Here is a 20,449-nt window from a genome sequence, read left to right as displayed (position 1 = left end):
GGCTGGCTTGAAGCGTGCTTCGCAGCTGGCGATCCTGAATGCCAACTACATTTCCCGTCGCCTCGAAGAGCACTACCCAGTGCTCTACACCGGCAGCAACGGCCTGGTCGCGCATGAATGCATCCTCGACCTGCGCCCGCTCAAAGACAGCAGCGGCATCAGCGTCGATGACGTCGCCAAGCGCCTGATCGATTTTGGCTTCCACGCCCCGACCATGTCCTTCCCGGTGGCCGGCACCTTGATGATCGAGCCGACCGAAAGCGAATCCAGGGAAGAGCTGGACCGCTTCTGCGACGCCATGATCCGCATCCGCGAAGAAATCCGCGCAGTGGAAAACGGCACGCTGGACAAGGACGACAACCCGCTGAAGAACGCTCCGCACACCGCGGCGGAAATCGTCGGCGAGTGGTCGCACCCGTACAGCCGCGAGCAGGCTGTTTATCCGCTGGACACCTTGATCGACAGCAAATACTGGCCGCCTGTAGGCCGAGTCGACAACGTCTTCGGCGACCGCAACCTGATCTGCGCGTGCCCATCCATCGCCGACTACCAAGACGCATAACCCTGCGCGTAACCCCTGTAGGAGCTGGCTTGCCAGCGAAGCTTCTGGCGGCCTTGATGGCCCCTTCGCTGGCAAGCCAGCTCCTACAAGGTGTGTGCGCCCCCCCCCTTTCGAGAACAACAGAGGACCTTCACCATGTTCAGCAAGCACGACCAGATCAAAGGCTACGACGACCAACTGCTCGCAGCGATGAATGCCGAGGACGCGCGCCAGGAACACCACATCGAGCTGATTGCCTCGGAGAACTACACCAGCCAACGGGTCATGGAGGCACAAGGCAGCGGCCTGACCAACAAGTACGCCGAAGGCTATCCGGGCAAGCGCTATTACGGCGGCTGCGAACACGTCGACGTGGTCGAACAACTGGCCATCGACCGCGCCAAACAGCTGTTCGGCGCCGACTACGCCAACGTCCAGCCGCACTCAGGCAGCCAGGCCAACGCCGCGGTTTACCTGGCGTTGCTGCAGGCCGGTGACACCGTGCTGGGCATGAGCCTGGCCCACGGTGGTCACCTGACCCACGGCGCCAAGGTGAGCTTTTCCGGCAAGCTCTACAACGCCGTGCAATACGGTATCGACACCGCGACCGGGTTGATCGACTACGACGAAGTCGAGCGCCTGGCCGTCGAGCACCAGCCGAAAATGATCATCGCCGGGTTCTCCGCTTACTCCAAGACCCTCGACTTCCCGCGCTTTCGCGAGATCGCCGACAAAGTTGGCGCCTATCTGTTCGTCGACATGGCCCACGTCGCCGGGCTGGTGGCCACCGGTCTATACCCCAACCCGCTGCCCTATGCCGACGTGGTCACCACCACGACCCACAAGACCCTGCGCGGTCCGCGGGGTGGGCTGATCCTGGCCAGGGCCAATGCGGAACTTGAGAAAAAACTCAACGCCGCCGTATTCCCCGGTGGCCAGGGCGGCCCGCTGATGCACGTGATCGCCGCCAAGGCCGTGTGCTTCAAGGAAGCGCTGGAGCCGGCGTTCAAGACCTATCAGGCGCAAGTGATCCGCAACGCCCAGGCCATGGCGCAGGTGTTTATCGAACGCGGTTATGACGTGGTGTCCGGTGGCACCGACAACCACCTGTTCCTGGTCAGCCTGATCCGCCAGGGCCTGACCGGCAAGGACGCCGACGCCGCCCTGGGCCGTGCCGGCATCACCGTGAACAAGAACGCCGTGCCCAACGATCCGCAGTCGCCGTTCGTGACCTCGGGCCTGCGCATCGGTACGCCGGCGATCACCAGCCGCGGGTTCAAGGAAGCCCAGAGCATCGAGCTGGCCGGCTGGATCTGCGACATCCTCGATCATCTCGGCGATGCCGATGTCGAGGCTCAGGTCGCCCGTCAGGCCGCTGCGATGTGCAGCGATTTCCCGGTCTACCGCGACTAAGCACACACCACAAAACCTGTAGGAGCTGGCTTGCCAGCGAAGACGTCGGCAAATTCAACATAGATGTTGATCGTTCGACCGCTTTCGCTGGCAAGCCAGCTCCTACAGGTCCGGTTCTTGTCTGACAGACCATGGGAAACCTATGAACAAAGTGCAAGTGGGCACCAAACTGCGCGGTGCGGAAAAGGTCGCGCGGATTCCGGTCAAGATCATTCCCACCGATGAATTCCCGCGCAAACCGGACTGGATCCGCGTGCGCATGCCGACCTCCCCCGAGGTTGACCGGATCAAGCAACTGCTGCGCAAACACAAGCTGCACAGTGTCTGCGAGGAAGCCTCGTGCCCGAACCTGGGCGAGTGTTTTTCCGGGGGCACCGCGACCTTCATGATCATGGGCGACATCTGCACCCGGCGCTGCCCGTTCTGTGATGTCGGCCACGGGCGTCCGAAACCCCTGGACGTCGATGAACCGGGCAACCTCGCCGTGGCCATCGCCGAACTGCGCCTCAAATACGTAGTGATCACCTCGGTGGACCGCGACGATTTGCGCGACGGTGGCGCCCAACACTTCGTCGACTGCCTGCGCGAGATCCGCAAGCTGTCCCCGGGCATCCAGCTGGAAACCCTGGTGCCGGACTATCGCGGACGGATGGACGTGGCCCTGGCGATTACGGCGCTTGAGCCGCCCGATGTGTTCAACCACAACCTGGAAACCGTGCCGCGCCTGTACAAGGCCGCGCGGCCGGGCTCGGATTTCGAGTGGTCGCTGGACCTGCTGCAAAACTTCAAGCAGCGGGTGCCGCACGTCCCCACCAAATCCGGGCTGATGCTGGGTCTTGGGGAAACCGACGAGGAAGTGATCGAAGTCATGCAGCGCCTGCGCGAGCACCATGTCGACATGCTCACCCTCGGCCAGTACCTGCAACCGTCGCGCAGCCACTTGCCGGTGCAGCGTTTCGTGCACCCGGACGTGTTTGCCTGGTTCGCCGAGGAAGGCGCGCGGATGGGCTTCAAGAACGTCGCGTCCGGGCCATTGGTGCGTTCGTCCTATCATGCCGATCAACAACTTCATGGAGGTGTGGCGGCTTTCAAGCCATGATGAGGTGACTTGTCATGGATTTCAGGAGGCCCGGCCCGATGCCCTTTGCCGCTCGATCATCGCTTTTGTTTTTAAGTCTTGCCCTGCCGTGCCTCGCCGGTGCCGAACCGAAGCCCGAGCACATGGTGTATTTGCGCACCATCGCCCCGGGCATCGAGCAGGACATCCGTTATGCCAGCGCCCACAATTTCACCGGGCACCCGCTCGACGGTTACGAAGCGCCCGAGTGCCTGTTGTCCCAGGAGGCCGCCAAGGCCCTCGGCCGGGTGCAAACGGCGCTGCAGGCGCAAGGCTATGGCTTGAAGGTGTTCGATTGTTATCGCCCCAGCCGCGCGGTCGCCGACATGGGGCGCTTCGCCACGGAGCCGGGCGATCCGCGCAAGGCCGAATTCTATCCACGGGTGGACAAGCAGGACTTCTGGCGCCTGGGTTATGTGGCGCGGGTGTCCAACCACTCCAAAGGCGGCACCGTCGACCTCAGCATGACGGGGCCGGGCGCCCTGCCCGCCGACACCTGGACGCCGTCAGCCACGCCAGTCGATTGCACGGCACCTTATGGTCAGCGTTGGCACGACGGCGCGGTCGACATGGGCACCGGTTTCGATTGCTTCGATGAGCGCGCCCATACCGATTCGACGTCGATCACGGAGGCGGCCATGGAAAATCGCCAGCGACTGACCCGCGCCATGGAACAGGAGGGATTCACCGGTTACTCCGCCGAGTGGTGGCACTTCACCTATACCCGTGATGCGTCGTTGAAGACCGTCATGGACTTCCCCATTACCCCGCTCGCGCCATGAACAGGCTTGGCAAAATCTGCGCGTGGCTGCTCCTGCTGCTGCCCTGTGCCGCGATGGCGCAAGGGCTCGATGGCAGTGGTCAGTTGATCGTGGTCACCAGCAACAACTGGAATGCCATCCAGGGCATCGCCCAACGGTATGAACGCCGCGGCAGCACCTTCGAAAAGGTCGAAGCGCCGTTTGCGGTGGTTCTCGGCAAACACGGCATGGGCTGGGGCAAGGGACTGCTCGACACCCGGCCACTTCAGGGGCCGGTGAAACAGGAAGGCGATGGAAAGGCACCTGCCGGGATGTTCAAACTGGGCAGCGCTTTTGGTTACGACGCTTCAGCTGACACTCGCCTGCCCTACCTCGCACTGACCTCGACCATCGAATGCGTGGATGACAGTCAGTCCACGCGTTACAACGAACTGGTCGACGGCGCCACGATTACAAAAGACTGGAACAGCGCCGAACGCATGCGCCGCAAGGATGACTTGTATCGCCAGGGCATCTTCATCGAGCACAACACACCGGCATCCCCGGCGGCCGGCTCGTGCATCTTCTTCCATATCTGGCGTGGCCCCACGGCACCGACCCGGGGTTGCACCGCGATGGACCCGACGGATATCGCTCGCCTGCTCAGTTGGCTCGACCCGCGCCAGGCTCCGCTGCTGGTGCAATTGCCCGAGGCGCAGTACGAGCAGTTGCGGGAACGCTGGCACCTGCCACCGCGCTGACCCCCAGCGGGCGCCTGGCCAGGCGGATCTTGCCCAGCGTGTCGACAAAGGGCGTGACGATCAGGCTGTACAGGCTCAAGTAACGGCCATGATCCGCCTCGCCGGTGCCGAAGCGGATGGGCTCCGGTTGCGCCTGGGTGACGTACAGCGTGCCGAACATCCAGTCCCAGAGTGACAGGTTGACCCCGAAGTTCTTGTTGAAATGTCGCGGTGCGTCGCTGTGGTGAATCTGGTGCTGGGCCGGGCTGTTCAGCACGTGCTCGACCCGCGGCCCGAAGGACAGCCAGACATGGCTGTGGCGCAGATTGGCTGCCAGGGCGTTGAGGATGAACACCATGTAGGTCACGCCGAACAGCGTGTAACGGCTGATCTCCCCGCCGCAGGCGTACCAGAAGATGCCGGCAAAGGCGCTGACGAACACGAGATCGATCAAGCGCTCGACCACCTTCTCGAGGAAATGCACCCGGCTCGCCGTCACCGGTACCAGCACGGTCGCCGAATGATGAACTTTGTGAAACGCCCACAGGTAGCGCGAGTGGTAAGCGCGGTGTGCCCAGTAATGGATGAAGTCCTGCAGCAGGAACACGCCCAGGCCATAGAGCAAGGACAGGGCCAAGTGCTCCTCGACCTGCACCCGTGCGCCCCACAGCCGGGTGAAAAAGCGCATGTAGTCCCCGGAGCGCAATACGTACGGATCGACCAGGCCGACGATGGGCACCACCAGCAGGACTTTGAGGATGGCGCGCACAAAGTAGTAACGGTAATCGAGCAGCGCCGAAGGATGAAAATGCACGCGGTTGCCGCCGATGAACTGCCAGAAGGTGGGAGCGTCGGTCAGCCCGCGGGATCTGCGCCAGCGGAACAGGCCGTAGGCCACGGCGTAGGAGGTGAAAAGAAAGGCCACACAGAGACGACCATTGAGGTCGAAGAGCCCGAGGAACTGGTCGCTGACAGGCGCGATCAGCCACCGGTGCAGGTACTGGTCGATCGGTGCGAGAACATCCATGAAAGGCTGCCCCCTGCGCAAGTAGAGCGTTGGGTAGGTTCGAAAAACGCTTGTCGCTGGAGCACGGCTTGCCGGCGATGACGACCTTGAGAGCGCCTTCGCCGGCAAGCCGGCTTCCTACAGAATGTTATTGCGGATGTATCTTATTCAGGTCTTTGAATTTCGGCAACTGGCACAACTCCTGTCGAGGTCTTGGCCATCAGGAAATACAGGATTCCCGGCACCACCAGGCCGACGATCCAGGAAATATCCACGCCGCCAAGTTGCGCGACCATCGGTCCGGAATAGAAATGGGTGTCGACGAAAGGCAGCTGGATCAACACGCCGATCACGTACACGCTGATGCCCGGCATGTTCCAGCGACCATAGCGTCCTGCCGGGTCGGACAATGCCGGGATGTCATAACGCTCCTTGTTGATGAAGTAGTAATCCACCAGGTTGATCGCGCTCCAGGGGGTGAAGAACGTCAGCAGGAACAGGATGAAGTACTTGAACGAATTGAGGAACGAGTACTGGCCCAGCAGTGCGAGGGTGGTGGACGCCGCGACGATAACCAGCACGAACACCATGCGCTGGCCGGCGCTGATTTCCAGGCGACGGCGAAAGCCGCTGATGATGGTGGCCACGCACATGAAGCTGCCATAGGCATTGAGGGTCGACACCGTGACCTTGCCGAACACCACGCTCAAATACAGCAAGGAGGCCATCACCCCGGTACTGCCCAGGCCGACGATGGTCGCCACTTCATGTCCGCGAAAGTTCGCCCCCGCCAACGCCGCGGCGAATACGCCCAACACCATCGACGCCTGGGCGCCCAGCACGGTGCCGAGGCCGACGGCGGCGAAGGTTTTCCAGGATGAAGTGTTGCTCGGCAGGTAGCGCGAATAGTCAGCCACGTACGGGCCAAAGGCGATCTGCCAGGAAGCCGACAGCGACACCGCCAGCAGGAAGCTGCTCCAGCTGAAGTGGCGGTTTTCCAGCAACAGGCCGATGTCGTTGAGGCTGATCAAGCGGCTGAACAGATAGACGAACGCGATCACGCCCAACACGCTGGCCACCCGCCCGACCAGGTGGATCACCCGGTAACCGAACATCGTCAGCAGCGCGATGCAGGCGGCGAAAATCAGGATGCCGGCACTGTCGCTGACGCTGATCAACTGGGCAATCGCCTGCCCCGACAACACCGCACCGGTGGCGCTGAAGCCGAGGTACATCAGGCACACCAGCACAATCGGGATCGCCGCGCCGTACACCCCGAACTGCACGCGGCTGGAAATCATCTGCGGCAACCCGAGCTTCGGCCCTTGGGCGGCGTGCAGCGCCACCACGGCACCGCCCAGGACCTGGCCGATCAGCAAGCCGATGAGCGACCAGAACACATCACCGCCCAACACCACGGCCAACGCCCCGGTGACGATCGCGGTGATCTGCAGGTTGGCGCCGAGCCACAGGGTGAACTGGCTATAGAGACTGCCGTGGCGCTCGGCCTCGGGGATGTAATCGATCGAGCGGGTCTCGATCAGGGGACTTCGTTGCTGACTATCGGTCATTATTCTTGTTCTCTGCGAAAATAGAAGGCATGCACGCAATTCAAATGTGGGAGCGGGCTTGCTCGCGAAGGCGATGTAACAGTCAACATTAATGCCACCTGACACACCGCATTCGCGAGCAAGCCCGCTCCCACAGGGGGAATGCGTTTATTTTTGTTGTTCGGTCATGGCCACCTGCCCCACAAACGGTGCCTTCGCCCACACCACCTTGCCGCCCACCAGCGTCAGCAACACCTGATTGCGCCCCAACTCGTCCTCAGGCACCTGCATGAAGTTCTTGTCCAGGACGATCAGGTCGGCAAACTTGCCCACCTCGACCGAGCCCGTCACTTTTTCCAGCCTGAGTTGCTCGGCCGCATTCAGGGTAATGGTGCGCAGCACCTCGGCACGGGACAGCGACGGGTCATCGTTGAGCCTGCCCGCGTATTTCGGACCATAGCTGTGCGGATTCTGTGGATCGCCCGCGCGGGTGACACCGATTTTCAGCGCGAGGAACTCGTCCAGCGGGTCCACCGGCCAGTCGCTGCCATACGCCACCCGGCCACCAGCGCGGGCGATGCTGCCCGAGGGTTCCATGCGGGAAAATCGCTCGGCGCCCAGATGCTCATTGGTCCCGTCCACCGTGGACGGTGCCTGCTGCGCCCACTGGAACGACATGTTGGCGGTCACGTCCAGCGCCTTGAAGCGCCCGTAATCGGCCGGGTCCACCGACTCGGCGTGGGTGATGGCCGGGCGGAACGGGTTGCCGGGCAATTGCTGGCGCACGTAGGCGATGCCGTTGAGCGAGTCGCGTACTGCGCGGTCGCCGGTGGCGTGCAGGTGCGGATCGAGACCAACCTGGACGGCCTTGAGCAGCAGCGGATTGAGAACCTGGGGCGGGAAATACAGCTCGCCACGGTTCTTGCCCGGCGCCCATTTCGGTGCCTTTTCGGTGCCGGCGTTGTGCAGGTACGGCGTCAACATCGCCCCGGTGTCGGCCGGTGCGTTGATGATGCCGTCCATGAACAACTTGACGTGACGCATGCTCACGCCCGGCGCGACCTTGGTTTCCCCCTGGTCGTAGGTGCTGGCCAGGGCCTTGGCCTCGGCGATGGTTTTATCCGGGTCTGCAGTGGCGGCAGCCGGGTCCAGCTTGATCGCCAGCAAGGCCCGGGCGGTGAGTTCGCCGGACTGCGCGAGGGCGGTGAATGCCTTGGCGTTCTCCGGTCCCGACATGGCATCGAAGAAACTGGTGATGCCCTGCTGGCGCATGGCGTCGAGCGCGGCGCGGCTTTGCATCAGCTTCTCGGCGTCGGTGGCCGGCGGAACCACGGCGGCCATGGCATCCGCCGCGCCGTCCTCGCAGATGCCGGTCGGATTGCCGGCACTGTCGCGCACGTACTTGCCATCGCCGGGGTTGGCCGTGCGCTTGTCGATGCCCGCCACCGCGAGGCCGCGGGAGTTGACCAGCACGGTATGGAAGTCGGTGGAGCGCACCTGGATCGGGCGCCGGGTCTTGAGCGCATCGAGGGTCGATTTGTCGGCATCGCCGTCGAGGCCGGTCATGCCCATGCGATCCCAACTGCCGACTTCGAGCCAGACGTCGTCGCCCTTGTCCTTGTCCGCATCCAGACAAGCCTGGATGGTTTCCTGGAACACCTTGCGGGTCATCGTCTGGTACTTCAGATCGCACAAGGTCATGGCGCGACCGCCGTCCCCCGGATGCATGTGCGCATCGATGAAGCCCGGCATCAGCATGCGCCCGGCCAGATCGACCACTTGCGTCTGGCTGCCGATGTAAGAAGCAGCGCCCTCATCGCTGCCGACATACAGGATCTTCCCGTCCTTGACGGCAACCGCCTGCTGCACCGAATCCTTGCCGTCGACGGTGTACACGTAACCGTTGCGCATGACCATGTCGGCACTGGTCGAACCCTGGGTCTGGCACCCCACGAGCGCCACGCAGGACACGACCGTCGCACCGGCAACGGCGATAAATAGCCCGGAGAATTTCAATGGCCTCACCTCTGTTTTTATAGTTTTTGAAGGGCCCTGCCAGACTGCCGCGCAAGCCCTTGATATGCAGGGCATACCCTATCGAGCACGGCGGTCGGATGGACCTCTGCAAATGAGGAGGGGTAAGGCAAAAAAACCGGCGTTGCGGTTAAACCCGGGGTGTGCGCAATACCGAGCCCAATTCGACCTTGCTCTTCACGCCCAACTGCAAGTAGCAATTGCGAAGGTAAGTCCGCACTGTCGCCGGGCTGAGGGAGAGGATTCTGGCGATTTCCTTGTAGGAATGGCCCGCCGCGAACAACATCGCCACCGTCCGCTCCCGAGGTGCAAGTACCGCACCGCGTGGCTGGGTTTCCAGCGACAGAATGACGTGCTCGGCGTTCGGGCTGAGGGTTAGTGCGGAGCGGCCCAGGCGCATGACGCAGGGCGCTTTCGGCAGGTGGGCGATGACCTCGGCGGGCAGCGTCGAGCCGCTCCACCCCGGCAACTCGCGTTGAATGACCGCGCACAACCCGGCGCCGATGTAGAGCAGGCCACCGTCGCGCCGCGCGATCCCGAAATCGCTGGCGCCATTGCCGGTGTCGACGCGGATCATGTCCTGCACCTGGAATCGCCACAGCTGCAACAGGTGGTCGCAGAACGCGGAAAACAGATCGGCCTCGCCGTCGCTGAAGGCCATTGCATCGGCGCCACGGTAGAGGCAGACGAAAAACATCAAGCCGCTTTCCGGCAGCTCGAAGGTAATGCACATCAGGTGATAAAGATCATGGCGCCGTGCGAATGCATCCACTTGGGCGTTGGGGTCGTTGAAGCCGCTGTCGCGGATGACCTCGCCGGGACGGCTCAAGGTGTCATGGGAGAATCTGTCGCTGCCGGCGTTCTGTTGCCATTCGGCGGCAAATGAGTCAGGCAGTTCGATGCGCCCGTGCATCCAGCTTTGCGGCGGTGCGCTGGCGACCGAGGTGGACATCTCGCCCCACCAAGCCGAAGCGAATGGCACCAGTTGACGGAACGCCTGCAAGCCGTCGGCGATGAATTCGGCAGCGCCACGCTCGCGTGCCAGACGCCCCAGGTGCAACACGCAACGGTTGAACGCCTGCAGGGTGTTGCCACCCTGATTACCCTGCTCCATCGTGCCGATCCTGTTCGCTGCATGGTTTGTCGCCGGGACCATGCCACAGGCGCCACGATGCCGTCCACCGGGCGATTCATTGCACCACGCTGCTCAAACCATACAACGACGGCCGCCGGTCCCGGTGCAGGTCGTTGCCCTCGCTGATGCGCTTGTTGCGCGCCTCGGCCAGGTTCAGGGTGGCCAGCAGAATCTGTTCGCCGCCCTGCTCCGCCGGCCCGGCCAACGGATAACCGTCGGCGTCGACGATCACCGAACCCTGCACCCAACTCACCCCGCGCTCAAAGCCATGGCGGTCACAGGCGGCAATGAACATGCGGTTGACCGAGGCATTGGCCTGCACGCGCAAGACCTCTGCCGCGCGCTCGGTCTGCGGTCGTGGGCCGTCAGGCCAGTTGACCGGCGCGCACAGCAGGTCGGCACCGGCCAGCGCCGGCAGGCGCACCCATTCGGGGAACTCCAGGTCGTAGCAGATCAGCATGCCGATACGCCCGTGGACCGTTTCGATTACCGGCGGCGCGGCATCGCCAGCACTGAAGATGGCCTTTTCCGCATCCCACAGGTGCACCTTGCGATACACCGCACGCACGCCCTGGGCATCGATCAGTGCCGCACTGTTGGCCAGTTCATCGCCGGCCAGGCGCTCGCAGAATCCGCCGACGATGACGAGGTTCAATTCACGGGCCAGGGCCTGCCACAGGCGCAAGGTCGGACCTTCGGCGGTTTCCGCCAGGGCCAGGGCTTCTGCGCGGTCGGCAAACAGGTAGCCGCTCTGCACCAGCTCCGGCAACACCACGACCTGGGCACCCTGCAGGGCCGCCGAGCGGATGGCGCGCTCGGTGAGCGTGCGGTTGTAGGCAAGGTCACCGATCCTGGGTGCCAATTGGCAGCAGGCGACCAGGGTATTTCGTGCAGTGTTCAACGCACCGACTCCGCAGATGAATGGGCCATGGCGATAATGTCGTTTTCGCTGATCGCGTCGATGACCCGGCGTTCAGCGGCCAGATCCAGCGAGCGGCTGAGCAGGTAATACGTCAGGCCCGACACCAGCAGGCCCACCAGCCAGGCAATGTCGACGCCTTCGAGCATGCGCGCCAGCGGACCGACGAACACTTCCTTGCCGGCCGCCGCATCGAAGATGTAGAAGAACGGCACCATGGCGGCAAAGCCGATCAGGTACGCAACGATGCCGCGAAATTGCCAGGCGCCGTAGATGCCCTTCGGCGTGAAAAAATGCGGGATTGCGTAGCGGCCTTTGCGCACGAAGAAATAGTCCACCAGGTTGACGGCGGTCCAGGGCACGAGGAAATACAACAGCAACACGAGGAAGGTGTTGAGCAGCGCGATACCATCACCTTTGATCGACAGCACGCAGGTCAACAGGATGATGCTGATGGCGCTGATCGACAGCACCCGGGCGCGCGGGGTCGGGGTGATTTTCCTGATCGAATCGACACCGGTCAGCAGCGTCAGCATGGCGCTGTAGGTGTTCAGCGCAATGATCGGCAGGAAGCCCGCCACCGACACCACTACCAACAGATTGCCCAACCCGGGAATCATCGAAGAACCCACCTGGTTCAACGCCACCAGTGCATCCACCGCTTTCAGTTCCTGGGCGAGCCAGGCGCCGAGGCCGATCATCCAGCTGCCCGACAGCGACGCGCCGATGAACACCGCCGCGATCAGTTTCGGCCGGCTGGTGTTTTTCGGCAGGTAGCGGGAATAGTCGGACACGTAGGGCGCGTAGGAAATGTTGTAGCTGGCACCAATGGCAAACAGGGTGGCGAAGGCGATCCAGCTGAAACCCAGGTCGGTGGCCGGGGTGACGCCTTCGGAACCGGCGCCGAACATCAGGGCGATGGTCACCAGGGCATATAACGGCAGCGTCGCCAGCAGCGCCCACTTGAAGGCCTTGTGCATCAGGTCGTGGCCGTAGATCGACAGCAGCGCACCGATCAGCACCACGGCCACGGCGACAATGGTCGGGTCAATGCCGAACACGTGCTGCAGCCCGTTCATGATCAGCGAGACGTTAACCACATTGAAGCCGACGAACACGAACATTGTCGCCAGCAACGCCAGGATCACCCCGCGATAGCCGAACTGGGCGCGGGACTGGATCATCTGCGGCAGGCCCATTTCCGGTCCTTGCGAGCCGTGGAAGGCCATGAAGATGGTGCCGAACATGATGCCCAGCGCGCCGGCGAGCATGGTCCATAGCGCCGACAAACCCAGGCTGGGGCCGACAAAACCGATGGAGATGGTGAAAAAATGGAAGTTGCCGAGGAACCAGAAAGGCCCCTGGCTGCTGAGCTTGGCATGGCGCTCGTTTTCCGGGATGTAATCGATCGAGTGGCCTTCGATGGCCAACCCGCCATTCGCCTCGGCGGCGTGCGCGGAAACTGGGGACCCTGACATACGATGATTCCTATGCAGTTGATTGTTTTTGTTTTGAGCGCAGCGGTCGATTCGACGTCCGGAACAGGTGAAACTCCAGAAAAAGCTGACGATGACCCTGGTTTCCCTGCAATGTATGGCGTTGGCCGCAGCCATAAAATATCCAAGGCGCACTGTTCACATAGATCGGCGTCAATGTAATCGAGTCTCGGGAGCCCCCATGCTGGGAACTGTAACGGAGCTGGATCTGCGCCTGATCCGGGTATTTCTCACGGTGGTCGAGGCCGGCGGGATTTCGGCGGCGCAAACCGCCCTCAACACCACCCAACCGACCATCAGCGCGCAGTTGGCGACGCTGGAGGCACGGGTGGGTTTTCGCCTGTGCGAACGCGGTCGCGGCGGATTTTCCGTAACGCCCAAGGGCGCTCAGTTCGTCGAGGCGGCGCGACGGTTACTGGCCGCCGCCGAGGGCTTTCGGGTCGAGGTACAGCACATCAACCGCAAGGTCTCGGGCAACATCAACGTCGGCCTGCTGGGGCAGATCGACCCGGTGGCGAACACCAAAATCGGTTTGGCCATTGCGCGGCTAAGGGCGCGGCACGAGGGTTTGTATTTTCACTTCACCGAGCTGTCGTCGTCGCTGCTGGAAGAAAAAATCATCAACGGCCATATCGACCTGGCGATCGGTTACTTCTGGCATCGCTTGCCCAATATCGACTACTTCCCGTTGTTCCAGGAAACCCAGATCGCCTACTGCGCGCCGTCGCACCCGCTTTTCGGGCAGGTGGGTGCGCTGACCCGCGAGGATGTCAGCCAGCATGACTGGGTCTGGCCGAGCCACCCCTTGCCGGAAATGCCGGCGCCCACCTCGATCGAACGCTTGACCGTGCTCACCGACAGCATGGACGGGGCCGCCCTGCTGATCCTGTCCGGCCAGCACCTGGGTTTCCTGCCCCAGCATTATGCGGCCCGGCACGAACAGCTGGGGCAGTTGCATCCACTCAATCCGCAGTTGCTGCGCTATGAAGTCGGGTTCCACGCGGCGGTGCGGCATTCGGCGCGGCAGCGGGATCTGGTCAGTGCGTTCCTGAACGAGTTGATCGATATCTTCGGCGCGGCCTGAGAACGGCGCAACCTGCAGTCCCTTGCAGGAGCGAGCTTGCTCGCGAAAATAATCGGAACGCCGCGGGGTGTCAGGCACCCAGGGTTTTCGTTGACGACCATCGCGAGCAAGCTCGCTCCTACAGGGGGGATGCGCTGGTTTAGAAATGGATGTCCTTGGCCGGAACCACGTCGATCCGCGCCACCGAACCGGTCAGGTGCGCCAGGTCCTTGTTGTGCTCGGCAATGATGTCTTCGGCGCTGAGGTTGCCGTTGTCGACCGTGGAGTGCGCGTCCGCCGCCAGCACCACGTCGTAGCCCAGTTTCAACGCCTGGCGCACCGTGGCGTTGACGCAATAATCGGTTTGCAGCCCGCAGATGACCAGGCGTTCGAAGTCATCGATCGGCAACAGCTTCTGCAGGTTGGTCTGGTAGAACGAATCCGGGGTGGTCTTGCGTACGCGCGCATCCTTCGCTGAAGTTTCCAGCCCTTCGGCCAGTTGCCAGCCCGCCGCCTCATGGGCAAAGGGACTGCCCTTTTCCTCGTGCTGGATGAACACCACCGGCACGCCGGCCTTTCGCGCCCGGGCAGAGAGATCGTTGATGGTGGTGATGACACGCGAGATCTGAAAACACTCGTACTCGCCTGCGCACAAGGCTTGCTGTACATCGATGATCAGCAGTGCAGTGGTCATGGTTCCTTCCTTGAAGAAGTCAGTGGATCAGGGACGAACATAAGTCCGTCCCCCTCCAAACACAAGCCTCAGTAGCCGAGCGACAACCCGGTATTACGCCGTGGATCGTTGGCCCCGTAGAAACGGTTCTTGCCCACCGGCTTGCCCTCCAGCGACGGCGCGCCCACCAGGATCGCCGCGAGGTGGTTGGCATCCTGGGGACCGGCAAACTTGTGGCCCCAGCTTTCGAGGATCTTCACCGTGTCCGGGCTGGTGGTGAAGGTCTCCAGGTTGGTTTCCTCCGGCAGCCATTGCTGGTGGAAACGCGGTGCATCGACCGCTTCCTGGATGTTCATGCCGTAGTCGATGACGTTGAGCATGGTCAGCAGGGTCGCGGTGATGATACGGCTGCCACCGGGGGTGCCCACCACCATCACCACTTTGCCGTCCTTGGTGACGATGGTCGGGCTCATGGACGACAGCGGCGCCTTGCCGGGTGCGATGGCGTTGGCCTCGCCCTGCACCAGGCCGTACATGTTGGGTACGCCGATCTTCGAGGTGAAGTCGTCCATTTCATCGTTGAGGATGACCCCGGTCTTGCTCGCCATGACCCCGGCACCGAACCAGTCGTTGAGGGTGTAGGTCACCGACACCGCATTGCCCCATTTGTCGACGATGGAGTAATGGGTGGTGTTGCTGCCTTCATGGGGGGCTACGCCAGGCTTGAGGTCCTTGGACACCCCGGCCTTCTGCGGGCTGATGGCTTCACGCAGCTTGGTCGCGTAGTTTTTGTCGAGCAGATGCGCGATCGGGTTTTTCACGAAGTCCGGGTCGCCCAGGTAGCTGTTGCGGTCCACATAGGCGTGGCGCATCGCTTCGATCTGGTAGTGCATGCCCTGGGCCGAGTGATAGCCCAGGTCCTTCATCGGATAGCCTTCGAGGATGTTCATGATCTGGCAGATCACCACTCCGCCGGAGCTCGGTGGCGGTGCCGAGACCACATGGTAGCCGCGGTAGTCGCACTCGATGGGCGCCAGTTCGCGGGTCTTGTACTTGTCGAGGTCGGCCTGGGTGATGATGCCCTTGTTGGCCTGGCTGGAGGTGACGATGGCGTCGGCCACCCAGCCCTTGTAGAAGCCGTCGGCGCCTTTCTCGGAGATCTCCCGCAGGGTCTTGCCGAGGTCTTTCTGCACCAGTTTCTGCCCGACCTGCATCGGCTCGCCATTGCTCAGGAAGATCGCGCCGGAATCCTTGATGTCCTTCTTGAACACGTCGGTAGCGTACTCCAGCAACTCGACGTCACCCTGCTCCAACTCGAAACCGTCTTCCGCGAGCTTGATGGCCGGGGCGATCACTTCCTTGCGCGGTTTGGTGCCGTATTTGGAGAGCGCCAGTTCCATGCCGGACACGGTGCCCGGCACGCCGACGGCCAGGTGACCGCGGGTGCTCAGGTCGGGGATGACGTTGCCCTCTTTGTCCAGGTACATGTCGGCGGTGGCGGCCAGCGGGGCTTTTTCACGGAAGTCGAGGAACGTCTTGCGCCCGTCCGCCAGCTGGATGGTCATGAAACCACCACCCCCCAGGTTACCCGCCGCGGGATAGACCACCGCCAACGCGTAACCCACCGCAACAGCGGCGTCGACCGCGTTGCCACCGTTCTTCAGCACATCCACGCCCACATGGCTGGCCAGGTGCTGGGCGGTGACCACCATGCCGTTTTCGGCGGCGACCGGGGCCACGGAGGCCGCATGGGCCATCAGGCAGCTGAGCGCCAATGAGGTCGCAATCAGCGATTTGGCAAAAGGTTCGTACTTCATGAGTCGGTCTCTTCTTCTTATTTAAGTAGGAAAACGCATCAAAAGCCGTAGGCAAGTATGGTCGCGATTGCGTATTGCGCCTCCTCGGTGAAGCAGTATCCTTAACGCCTGTTCAACAATTCGGCGATGCTTGCGACATGACCTACACCTGCATCACCCTGGCGTCACCGGTCGGCGAGTTGAAGCTGGTGGCGAACGGTTCACGTCTGGCGGCCATCCTCTGGGAAAACGACAAACCGGGCCGGGTGCGCCTGGGGCCGATGAGTGAAGCGCCGGACAACCCGCTCCTGCAACGCACCGCGCAACAACTGCGCGAATACTTCGCGGGCACGCGCCAGTCTTTCGAGCTTGAGCTTGATTTCGTCGGGACGGACTTTCAGAAGAAGGTCTGGATGGCCTTGTTGACCATCCCCTTCGGCGAGACCCGCAGCTACAGCCAGATCGCCACGCAGATAGGCAACCCGAGCGCGGTGCGGGCAGTGGGCGCGGCGAATGGGAGGAATCCGATTTCGATCATCGCGCCCTGTCACCGGGTGATTGGCGCGTCGGGGAAACTGACCGGGTTCGCCGGGGGGCTGGAGGCGAAGCAGACGTTGCTCAGCCTGGAAAGCCGAACACCTCGCCTGCCCGGGTTTTGATTTGTCGGGTTTACCTCACGCAAGCTGCGCCTGGTATTCCTTCTCGTATTGGCCCGCCAGCGACTCTTTCTGCTTGTCGTCAAGCAACTTGCCGGCCATCTGGAAGAACTTCTGCTCCTCTTCCTCGAGATGGTGATGAACCTTTTCCGACAGCTTCTTCGCGGTCGCGAGCCAGGACGGGCTGGACATCTCTGTACTGTCCAGTTCTTCCATCATTTCATCCATCTCGTGGTGCTCGGCGATCGCGTGGCGGCTCAAGTCGACGCCGTTGTCGAACTCCATCAGCGGGATGTAGAAATGCCGTTCTTCTGCGGTTTCGTGAGCCTGCAGTTCTGACTTGAGCTGCTTGTACGCCTCGACGCGTTCAGGGGTATCGCCGCTGGTGCGGATCAAGGCTTTGGCGTAGGTACGCTGGCGCTCGTGGCTTTCGCGCAAGGCTTCGAAAATATTCACGGAATGTCCTCATCGGTCGCACTCTGGAATGGCGCGTCACAGTAAATGACATCTGCGTATTGGCGAGGGTTCCACTGGCTGAGGGTGCTGGAACAATGACAGGGACCACGATAGGCTGCCGGTTCACTGCCATAAGGATATAGCCATGAACCTGCGAATAGAGTTTTCGCCCACCCCCACGGAAGAAGAGCGCCAGGCCATCCTGCTGCCGCTGCGCGCCTACAACGCCTCGAAGGCCGACGGCGCGGTACCCGAGCACATCGCCCTGCTGGTGCGCGACGATAACGATGCGATCCTCGGCGGCCTCTATGCCCGGTTGTTTTACCAGTGGATGTTCATCGACCTGCTGTCGGTACCGGAACAGGCCCGGGGACAGGGCATGGGCACCCGGCTGATGCAGATGGCCGAAGAGCTGGCGCGGGAGAGGAAGTGCGTAGGACTGTGGCTCGACACCTTTGAATTCCAGGCGCCGGAGTTCTACAAAAAATGCGGCTATAGCGAGATCGGGCACATTGCCGATTACCCGCCGGGGTACAAGCATTTCTTCTTCCAGAAACGCCTGAGCTACTGACCACAACACAAAAACCCTGTGGGAGCGGGCTTGCTCGCGAAAGCGGTTTTTCATTCAACATCGATGCTGACTGACCCACCGGCTTCGCGAGCAAGCCCGCTCCCACATGGGGAATTGCATTGACCTTAAAGGCAGGTGGCCAACGCCGCCAACCGCCGCTTGGCGACAAAATCATCCTGCTGCGCGTAATAACTCAACACCGTGCCCGAGGCATCGGTGGTCACGTCGACAAAAGACTCCGCCGAGCGGGTGTACACGGTGGTGCTGCCCTTCTCTCCCGGTTCCAGGTACGCGGCAGCATCGACACCGAACACCGCTTCGTCCTGCCAGGAAAACTGCACGCACTGGGCGACGTCCTTGGCCGGCTTGTCCGAGTTGAGGGTCTTGTACGGGGCCTTGGTACGAGCGTCGTTCATCGCCGAGCTCGCGCATCCCGCCAGCAAGGTAACGGCCAGCGCCACCATCAGAATTCGCATTGCATTCACTCATCAGGAAAAAGCGGACTGTATCACCGTGGCACTGCGTATCGTTCTGCTTTACTTCATTTATACCGCGACAGCGCCTGACGATTCGCGCACCCTGTCGCGCCAATAGCGCTGAATTGCACTTTTCACTGGAAGCCCCATGACACCCAATGCCGAATTCTACAAACCGACCACTGAATACGCCGACAAACTGATCAGCCAGATCGGTCAGACACCTTCCTGGATCGCCAAGCGAATCGGCGTTACCGACAAGCGCATTCGTTACATCCTCGAGGGCGAAAGAACCGTCAAGGGCGAAACCACGCCGATCCAGATGACCTATACCGAGCAGTTCGCCCTCGAGTGCCTGGCGGCAGCGGCCAAGGCCAGCAAGAAACAGTCTTCATAATCCGTTCCCAAGGAGTGACCATGGCGGCATCCGAGCAGCAACACGAACACGCACTGAAGAAGTTTCTCGACGAGCGTCCCGAACTGCGCGTCGAGCTCGACAACCTCAACCCGCTGCTGGCCCAGGCCAAGGGCGAAACCCTCGCGCAGTTTCGCGATGAACGCCTGCATGAGGCCTTCGAAGCCGAAGCCGAACAACAGGGTTTGTTTGCCTGGGAGCTGACGCTGCTTTTGACCGCCGCCACACCAGAGGAATACCAGGCCCAACGCCTGGAAGTGCACAAGGAAGTCGCGGAAATGGCCGGCATGGACTGGCTGGAGTATTGCGACCTGTACGGGATAACCCCCTGACCACCGCTCGAGGACGTCACCGCCAATGCTGCCTTCCGCCTCCAGGACCCACGCCAGCCCCGGACACCTGCACACGCAGAAATGGCGCGGACGAATCGGCATGAGCCTGGTGGCCATGCTCTCGGTGCTGGCCGGCATGACCGACGCGATCGGTTTCATGGCCAGCGGCGACTTCGTCTCGTTCATGAGCGGCAACACCACGCGAATGGCGGTGGCCATCAGTGCCGGCGACCTGGGGTTGACCCTGCGCCTGGTGATCCTCATCGCCACCTTCATTGTCGGCAATGCGCTGGGCATTATCGTCAGCCGCCTGGGCCGGCGCCGGTCACTGCCCTTGCTGTTGTGCATTGCCGCCCTGCTGTGCGCCGCGGCGGCCTGGCCCTACGACAATCAACTACCCGCCCTGCTGGCGGCGATCATCGCCATGGGCATGCTCAATGCTGCCGTGGAGGAGGTCAACGGCCTGCCGGTCGGCCTGACCTATGTCACCGGCGCCCTGTCGCGCTTCGGCCGTGGGCTGGGGCGCTGGATGCTCGGCGAGCGCCGCAATGGATGGAGGGTGCAATTGATCCCCTGGACCGGCATGTTTGCCGGTGCGGTACTCGGTGCGGTGCTGGAACATCATTTCGGGCTCAAGGCGTTGTTTGCCAGCGGCTTGCTGGCGGCGGCGCTGGGGCTGTTGTCGTTGAAGATTCCGCGGCGTTGGCAGTTGGGGTATATGCCCCGTTGATTGTTGCTGCCTGTGCGGGCCCCTTCGCTGGCAAGCCAGCTCCTACAGTTGATCTGTGGCGATCTGCAATTTTGTGACCGACGCATTTCCTGTAGGAGCTGGCTTGCCAGCGAAGAGGCCCGCACAGGCGACATCGATTTAGCCCCTGCGCCGATAAAGCTTTATCATGGCCGCAGTTTCGCTGATCGAGTCCGCCATGAAGTTCGCCATCGCCGTATTTTCCGCCGCCCATGCGCCCTCCTCGCGGCGCGCCTTGCTGTTCGCCCAGGCTGTGCTGGCCGGTGGGCATGAGATTGTCCGGCTGTTTTTCTACCAGGATGGCGTCTACAACGCGTCCGCCAGCGTGGTCACGCCCCAGGACGAGCTGGACTTGCCCAAGCAATGGCGCGCCTTCGTCAGCGAACACCAATTGGATGGCGTGGTGTGCATCGCCGCCGCCCTGCGCCGTGGGGTGTTGAACGAAGAAGAAGCCAAACGCTATCAGCGCGAAGCTGTCGCCGTCGGCGCGCCGTGGGAATTGTCCGGGCTCGGCCAGTTGCACGATGCGGTGCAGGACGCCGACCGCCTGATCTGCTTCGGAGGTGCGTGAG

The 20,449-nt window shown here is 62.2% G+C and carries 21 protein-coding genes and 1 pseudogene; 12 read left to right on the top strand and 10 right to left on the bottom strand.

What is annotated here, in order from left to right; translation table 11 throughout:
• From NPS56_RS12010 to NPS56_RS11990, 5 genes and pseudogenes are all read left to right on the top strand, one after another.
• Positions 1-562 (top strand): annotated as a pseudogene (locus tag NPS56_RS12010) (glycine dehydrogenase (aminomethyl-transferring)); the annotation flags it as partial.
• A 135-nt stretch (positions 563-697) separates the two neighbouring features.
• Positions 698-1,954, top strand: coding sequence for a serine hydroxymethyltransferase (glyA, locus tag NPS56_RS12005; RefSeq protein WP_274074795.1), 1,257 nt, complete (start codon positions 698-700; stop codon positions 1,952-1,954).
• Between the two features lie 142 nt (positions 1,955-2,096).
• Positions 2,097-3,053 (top strand): lipoyl synthase, encoded by a 957-nt coding sequence (lipA, locus tag NPS56_RS12000; RefSeq protein WP_274074794.1) that lies wholly within the window; start codon positions 2,097-2,099, stop codon positions 3,051-3,053.
• 38 nt (positions 3,054-3,091) lie between these two features.
• Positions 3,092-3,853, top strand: coding sequence for a M15 family metallopeptidase (locus NPS56_RS11995; RefSeq protein ID WP_274074793.1), 762 nt, complete (start codon positions 3,092-3,094; stop codon positions 3,851-3,853).
• Complete coding sequence (locus NPS56_RS11990) at positions 3,850-4,572, top strand: L,D-transpeptidase family protein (protein WP_274074792.1); 723 nt, start codon at positions 3,850-3,852, stop codon at positions 4,570-4,572. The genes NPS56_RS11995 and NPS56_RS11990 overlap by 4 nt, the downstream gene beginning before the upstream one ends.
• Here the strand turns inward: NPS56_RS11990 and NPS56_RS11985 are convergent.
• The 6 genes from NPS56_RS11985 to NPS56_RS11960 form a co-directional block, all read right to left on the bottom strand.
• Positions 4,475-5,578, bottom strand: a complete 1,104-nt coding sequence (locus tag NPS56_RS11985; RefSeq protein WP_274074791.1) for a sterol desaturase family protein — start codon at positions 5,576-5,578, stop codon at positions 4,475-4,477. The genes NPS56_RS11990 and NPS56_RS11985 overlap by 98 nt on opposite strands.
• Before the next feature lie 143 nt (positions 5,579-5,721).
• Positions 5,722-7,128 carry a purine-cytosine permease family protein gene (locus NPS56_RS11980; protein WP_274074790.1) on the bottom strand — a complete coding sequence of 469 codons (1,407 nt, stop codon included), beginning with the start codon at positions 7,126-7,128 and terminating at the stop codon, positions 5,722-5,724.
• A 147-nt stretch (positions 7,129-7,275) separates the two neighbouring features.
• The gene (locus NPS56_RS11975; protein ID WP_274074789.1) at positions 7,276-9,123 is read right to left on the bottom strand and encodes an amidohydrolase; all 1,848 of its coding nucleotides are present in this window, start codon (positions 9,121-9,123) and stop codon (positions 7,276-7,278) included.
• 148 nt (positions 9,124-9,271) lie between these two features.
• A complete protein-coding gene (locus tag NPS56_RS11970) occupies positions 9,272-10,255 on the bottom strand; it encodes a helix-turn-helix transcriptional regulator (protein WP_274074788.1) in 984 nt (327 codons plus the stop codon).
• A 76-nt stretch (positions 10,256-10,331) separates the two neighbouring features.
• A complete protein-coding gene (locus NPS56_RS11965; RefSeq protein WP_274074787.1) occupies positions 10,332-11,177 on the bottom strand; it encodes a nitrilase-related carbon-nitrogen hydrolase in 846 nt (281 codons plus the stop codon).
• Positions 11,174-12,673, bottom strand: coding sequence for a purine-cytosine permease family protein (locus NPS56_RS11960; RefSeq protein WP_274074786.1), 1,500 nt, complete (start codon positions 12,671-12,673; stop codon positions 11,174-11,176). The genes NPS56_RS11965 and NPS56_RS11960 overlap by 4 nt, the downstream gene beginning before the upstream one ends.
• A 199-nt stretch (positions 12,674-12,872) precedes the next feature.
• Between NPS56_RS11960 and NPS56_RS11955 the strand changes: the two genes are divergently transcribed.
• The gene (locus NPS56_RS11955; protein WP_274074785.1) at positions 12,873-13,775 is read left to right on the top strand and encodes a LysR family transcriptional regulator; all 903 of its coding nucleotides are present in this window, start codon (positions 12,873-12,875) and stop codon (positions 13,773-13,775) included.
• A 139-nt stretch (positions 13,776-13,914) separates the two neighbouring features.
• Here NPS56_RS11955 and NPS56_RS11950 read toward each other — a convergent pair whose 3' ends face one another.
• The gene (locus NPS56_RS11950) at positions 13,915-14,448 is read right to left on the bottom strand and encodes a cysteine hydrolase family protein (RefSeq protein WP_274074784.1); all 534 of its coding nucleotides are present in this window, start codon (positions 14,446-14,448) and stop codon (positions 13,915-13,917) included.
• Positions 14,449-14,516: 68 nt separating this feature from the next.
• On the bottom strand, positions 14,517-16,244 hold the full coding sequence (gene ggt / locus NPS56_RS11945; RefSeq protein ID WP_274074783.1) for a gamma-glutamyltransferase: 1,728 nt from the start codon (positions 16,242-16,244) through the stop codon (positions 14,517-14,519).
• Between the two features lie 137 nt (positions 16,245-16,381).
• On the opposite strand from ggt, the gene NPS56_RS11940 reads away from it, so the two are divergent.
• On the top strand, positions 16,382-16,882 hold the full coding sequence (locus tag NPS56_RS11940; protein ID WP_274074782.1) for a methylated-DNA--[protein]-cysteine S-methyltransferase: 501 nt from the start codon (positions 16,382-16,384) through the stop codon (positions 16,880-16,882).
• Between the two features lie 15 nt (positions 16,883-16,897).
• On the opposite strand, the gene NPS56_RS11935 is transcribed toward NPS56_RS11940, so the two are convergent.
• Entirely contained in the window at positions 16,898-17,335 is a 438-nt protein-coding gene (locus NPS56_RS11935) for a hemerythrin domain-containing protein (RefSeq protein WP_274074781.1), read from the bottom strand.
• Between the two features lie 145 nt (positions 17,336-17,480).
• Between NPS56_RS11935 and NPS56_RS11930 the strand changes: the two genes are divergently transcribed.
• Complete coding sequence (locus tag NPS56_RS11930) at positions 17,481-17,906, top strand: GNAT family N-acetyltransferase (RefSeq protein ID WP_274074780.1); 426 nt, start codon at positions 17,481-17,483, stop codon at positions 17,904-17,906.
• A gap of 125 nt (positions 17,907-18,031) precedes the next feature.
• Here the strand turns inward: NPS56_RS11930 and NPS56_RS11925 are convergent, their stop codons facing one another.
• On the bottom strand, positions 18,032-18,382 hold the full coding sequence (locus tag NPS56_RS11925) for a hypothetical protein (protein ID WP_046817189.1): 351 nt from the start codon (positions 18,380-18,382) through the stop codon (positions 18,032-18,034).
• A 148-nt stretch (positions 18,383-18,530) separates the two neighbouring features.
• Between NPS56_RS11925 and NPS56_RS11920 the strand changes: the two genes are divergently transcribed.
• The 4 genes from NPS56_RS11920 (at position 18,531) to tusD (ending at position 20,448) form a co-directional block, all read left to right on the top strand.
• On the top strand, positions 18,531-18,779 hold the full coding sequence (locus tag NPS56_RS11920; protein WP_020799588.1) for a hypothetical protein: 249 nt from the start codon (positions 18,531-18,533) through the stop codon (positions 18,777-18,779).
• Positions 18,780-18,799: 20 nt separating this feature from the next.
• A complete protein-coding gene (locus NPS56_RS11915; RefSeq protein ID WP_274074779.1) occupies positions 18,800-19,129 on the top strand; it encodes a DUF6388 family protein in 330 nt (109 codons plus the stop codon).
• Positions 19,130-19,154: 25 nt separating this feature from the next.
• Positions 19,155-19,859, top strand: a complete 705-nt coding sequence (locus tag NPS56_RS11910; protein ID WP_274074778.1) for a YoaK family protein — start codon at positions 19,155-19,157, stop codon at positions 19,857-19,859.
• Between the two features lie 196 nt (positions 19,860-20,055).
• Positions 20,056-20,448, top strand: coding sequence for a sulfurtransferase complex subunit TusD (gene tusD / locus NPS56_RS11905; protein WP_274074802.1), 393 nt, complete (start codon positions 20,056-20,058; stop codon positions 20,446-20,448).
• The last annotated feature ends 1 nt before the right edge of the window (position 20,449 follow it).

It is taken from the genome of Pseudomonas putida, assembly GCF_028682635.1.
GTDB classification, from domain to species: Bacteria; Pseudomonadota; Gammaproteobacteria; order Pseudomonadales; family Pseudomonadaceae; genus Aquipseudomonas; species Aquipseudomonas putida_AE.
This window is presented reverse-complemented; position numbering and strand designations above follow the sequence as displayed.

Bases quoted from the DNA above. Each gene is read 5' to 3' on its own strand.
- glyA (WP_274074795.1), top strand. From the start codon at position 698: ATGTTCAGCAAGCACGACCAGATCAAAGGCTACGACGACCAACTGCTC.
- lipA (WP_274074794.1), top strand. From the start codon at position 2,097: ATGAACAAAGTGCAAGTGGGCACCAAACTGCGCGGTGCGGAAAAGGTC.
- NPS56_RS11995 (WP_274074793.1), top strand. From the start codon at position 3,092: ATGCCCTTTGCCGCTCGATCATCGCTTTTGTTTTTAAGTCTTGCCCTG.
- NPS56_RS11990 (WP_274074792.1), top strand. From the start codon at position 3,850: ATGAACAGGCTTGGCAAAATCTGCGCGTGGCTGCTCCTGCTGCTGCCC.
- NPS56_RS11985 (WP_274074791.1), bottom strand. From the start codon at position 5,578: ATGGATGTTCTCGCACCGATCGACCAGTACCTGCACCGGTGGCTGATC.
- NPS56_RS11980 (WP_274074790.1), bottom strand. From the start codon at position 7,128: ATGACCGATAGTCAGCAACGAAGTCCCCTGATCGAGACCCGCTCGATC.
- NPS56_RS11970 (WP_274074788.1), bottom strand. From the start codon at position 10,255: ATGGAGCAGGGTAATCAGGGTGGCAACACCCTGCAGGCGTTCAACCGT.
- NPS56_RS11960 (WP_274074786.1), bottom strand. From the start codon at position 12,673: ATGTCAGGGTCCCCAGTTTCCGCGCACGCCGCCGAGGCGAATGGCGGG.
- NPS56_RS11955 (WP_274074785.1), top strand. From the start codon at position 12,873: ATGCTGGGAACTGTAACGGAGCTGGATCTGCGCCTGATCCGGGTATTT.
- NPS56_RS11950 (WP_274074784.1), bottom strand. From the start codon at position 14,448: ATGACCACTGCACTGCTGATCATCGATGTACAGCAAGCCTTGTGCGCA.
- ggt (WP_274074783.1), bottom strand. From the start codon at position 16,244: ATGAAGTACGAACCTTTTGCCAAATCGCTGATTGCGACCTCATTGGCG.
- NPS56_RS11940 (WP_274074782.1), top strand. From the start codon at position 16,382: ATGACCTACACCTGCATCACCCTGGCGTCACCGGTCGGCGAGTTGAAG.
- NPS56_RS11930 (WP_274074780.1), top strand. From the start codon at position 17,481: ATGAACCTGCGAATAGAGTTTTCGCCCACCCCCACGGAAGAAGAGCGC.
- NPS56_RS11925 (WP_046817189.1), bottom strand. From the start codon at position 18,382: ATGCGAATTCTGATGGTGGCGCTGGCCGTTACCTTGCTGGCGGGATGC.
- NPS56_RS11920 (WP_020799588.1), top strand. From the start codon at position 18,531: ATGACACCCAATGCCGAATTCTACAAACCGACCACTGAATACGCCGAC.
- NPS56_RS11915 (WP_274074779.1), top strand. From the start codon at position 18,800: ATGGCGGCATCCGAGCAGCAACACGAACACGCACTGAAGAAGTTTCTC.
- NPS56_RS11910 (WP_274074778.1), top strand. From the start codon at position 19,155: ATGCTGCCTTCCGCCTCCAGGACCCACGCCAGCCCCGGACACCTGCAC.
- tusD (WP_274074802.1), top strand. From the start codon at position 20,056: ATGAAGTTCGCCATCGCCGTATTTTCCGCCGCCCATGCGCCCTCCTCG.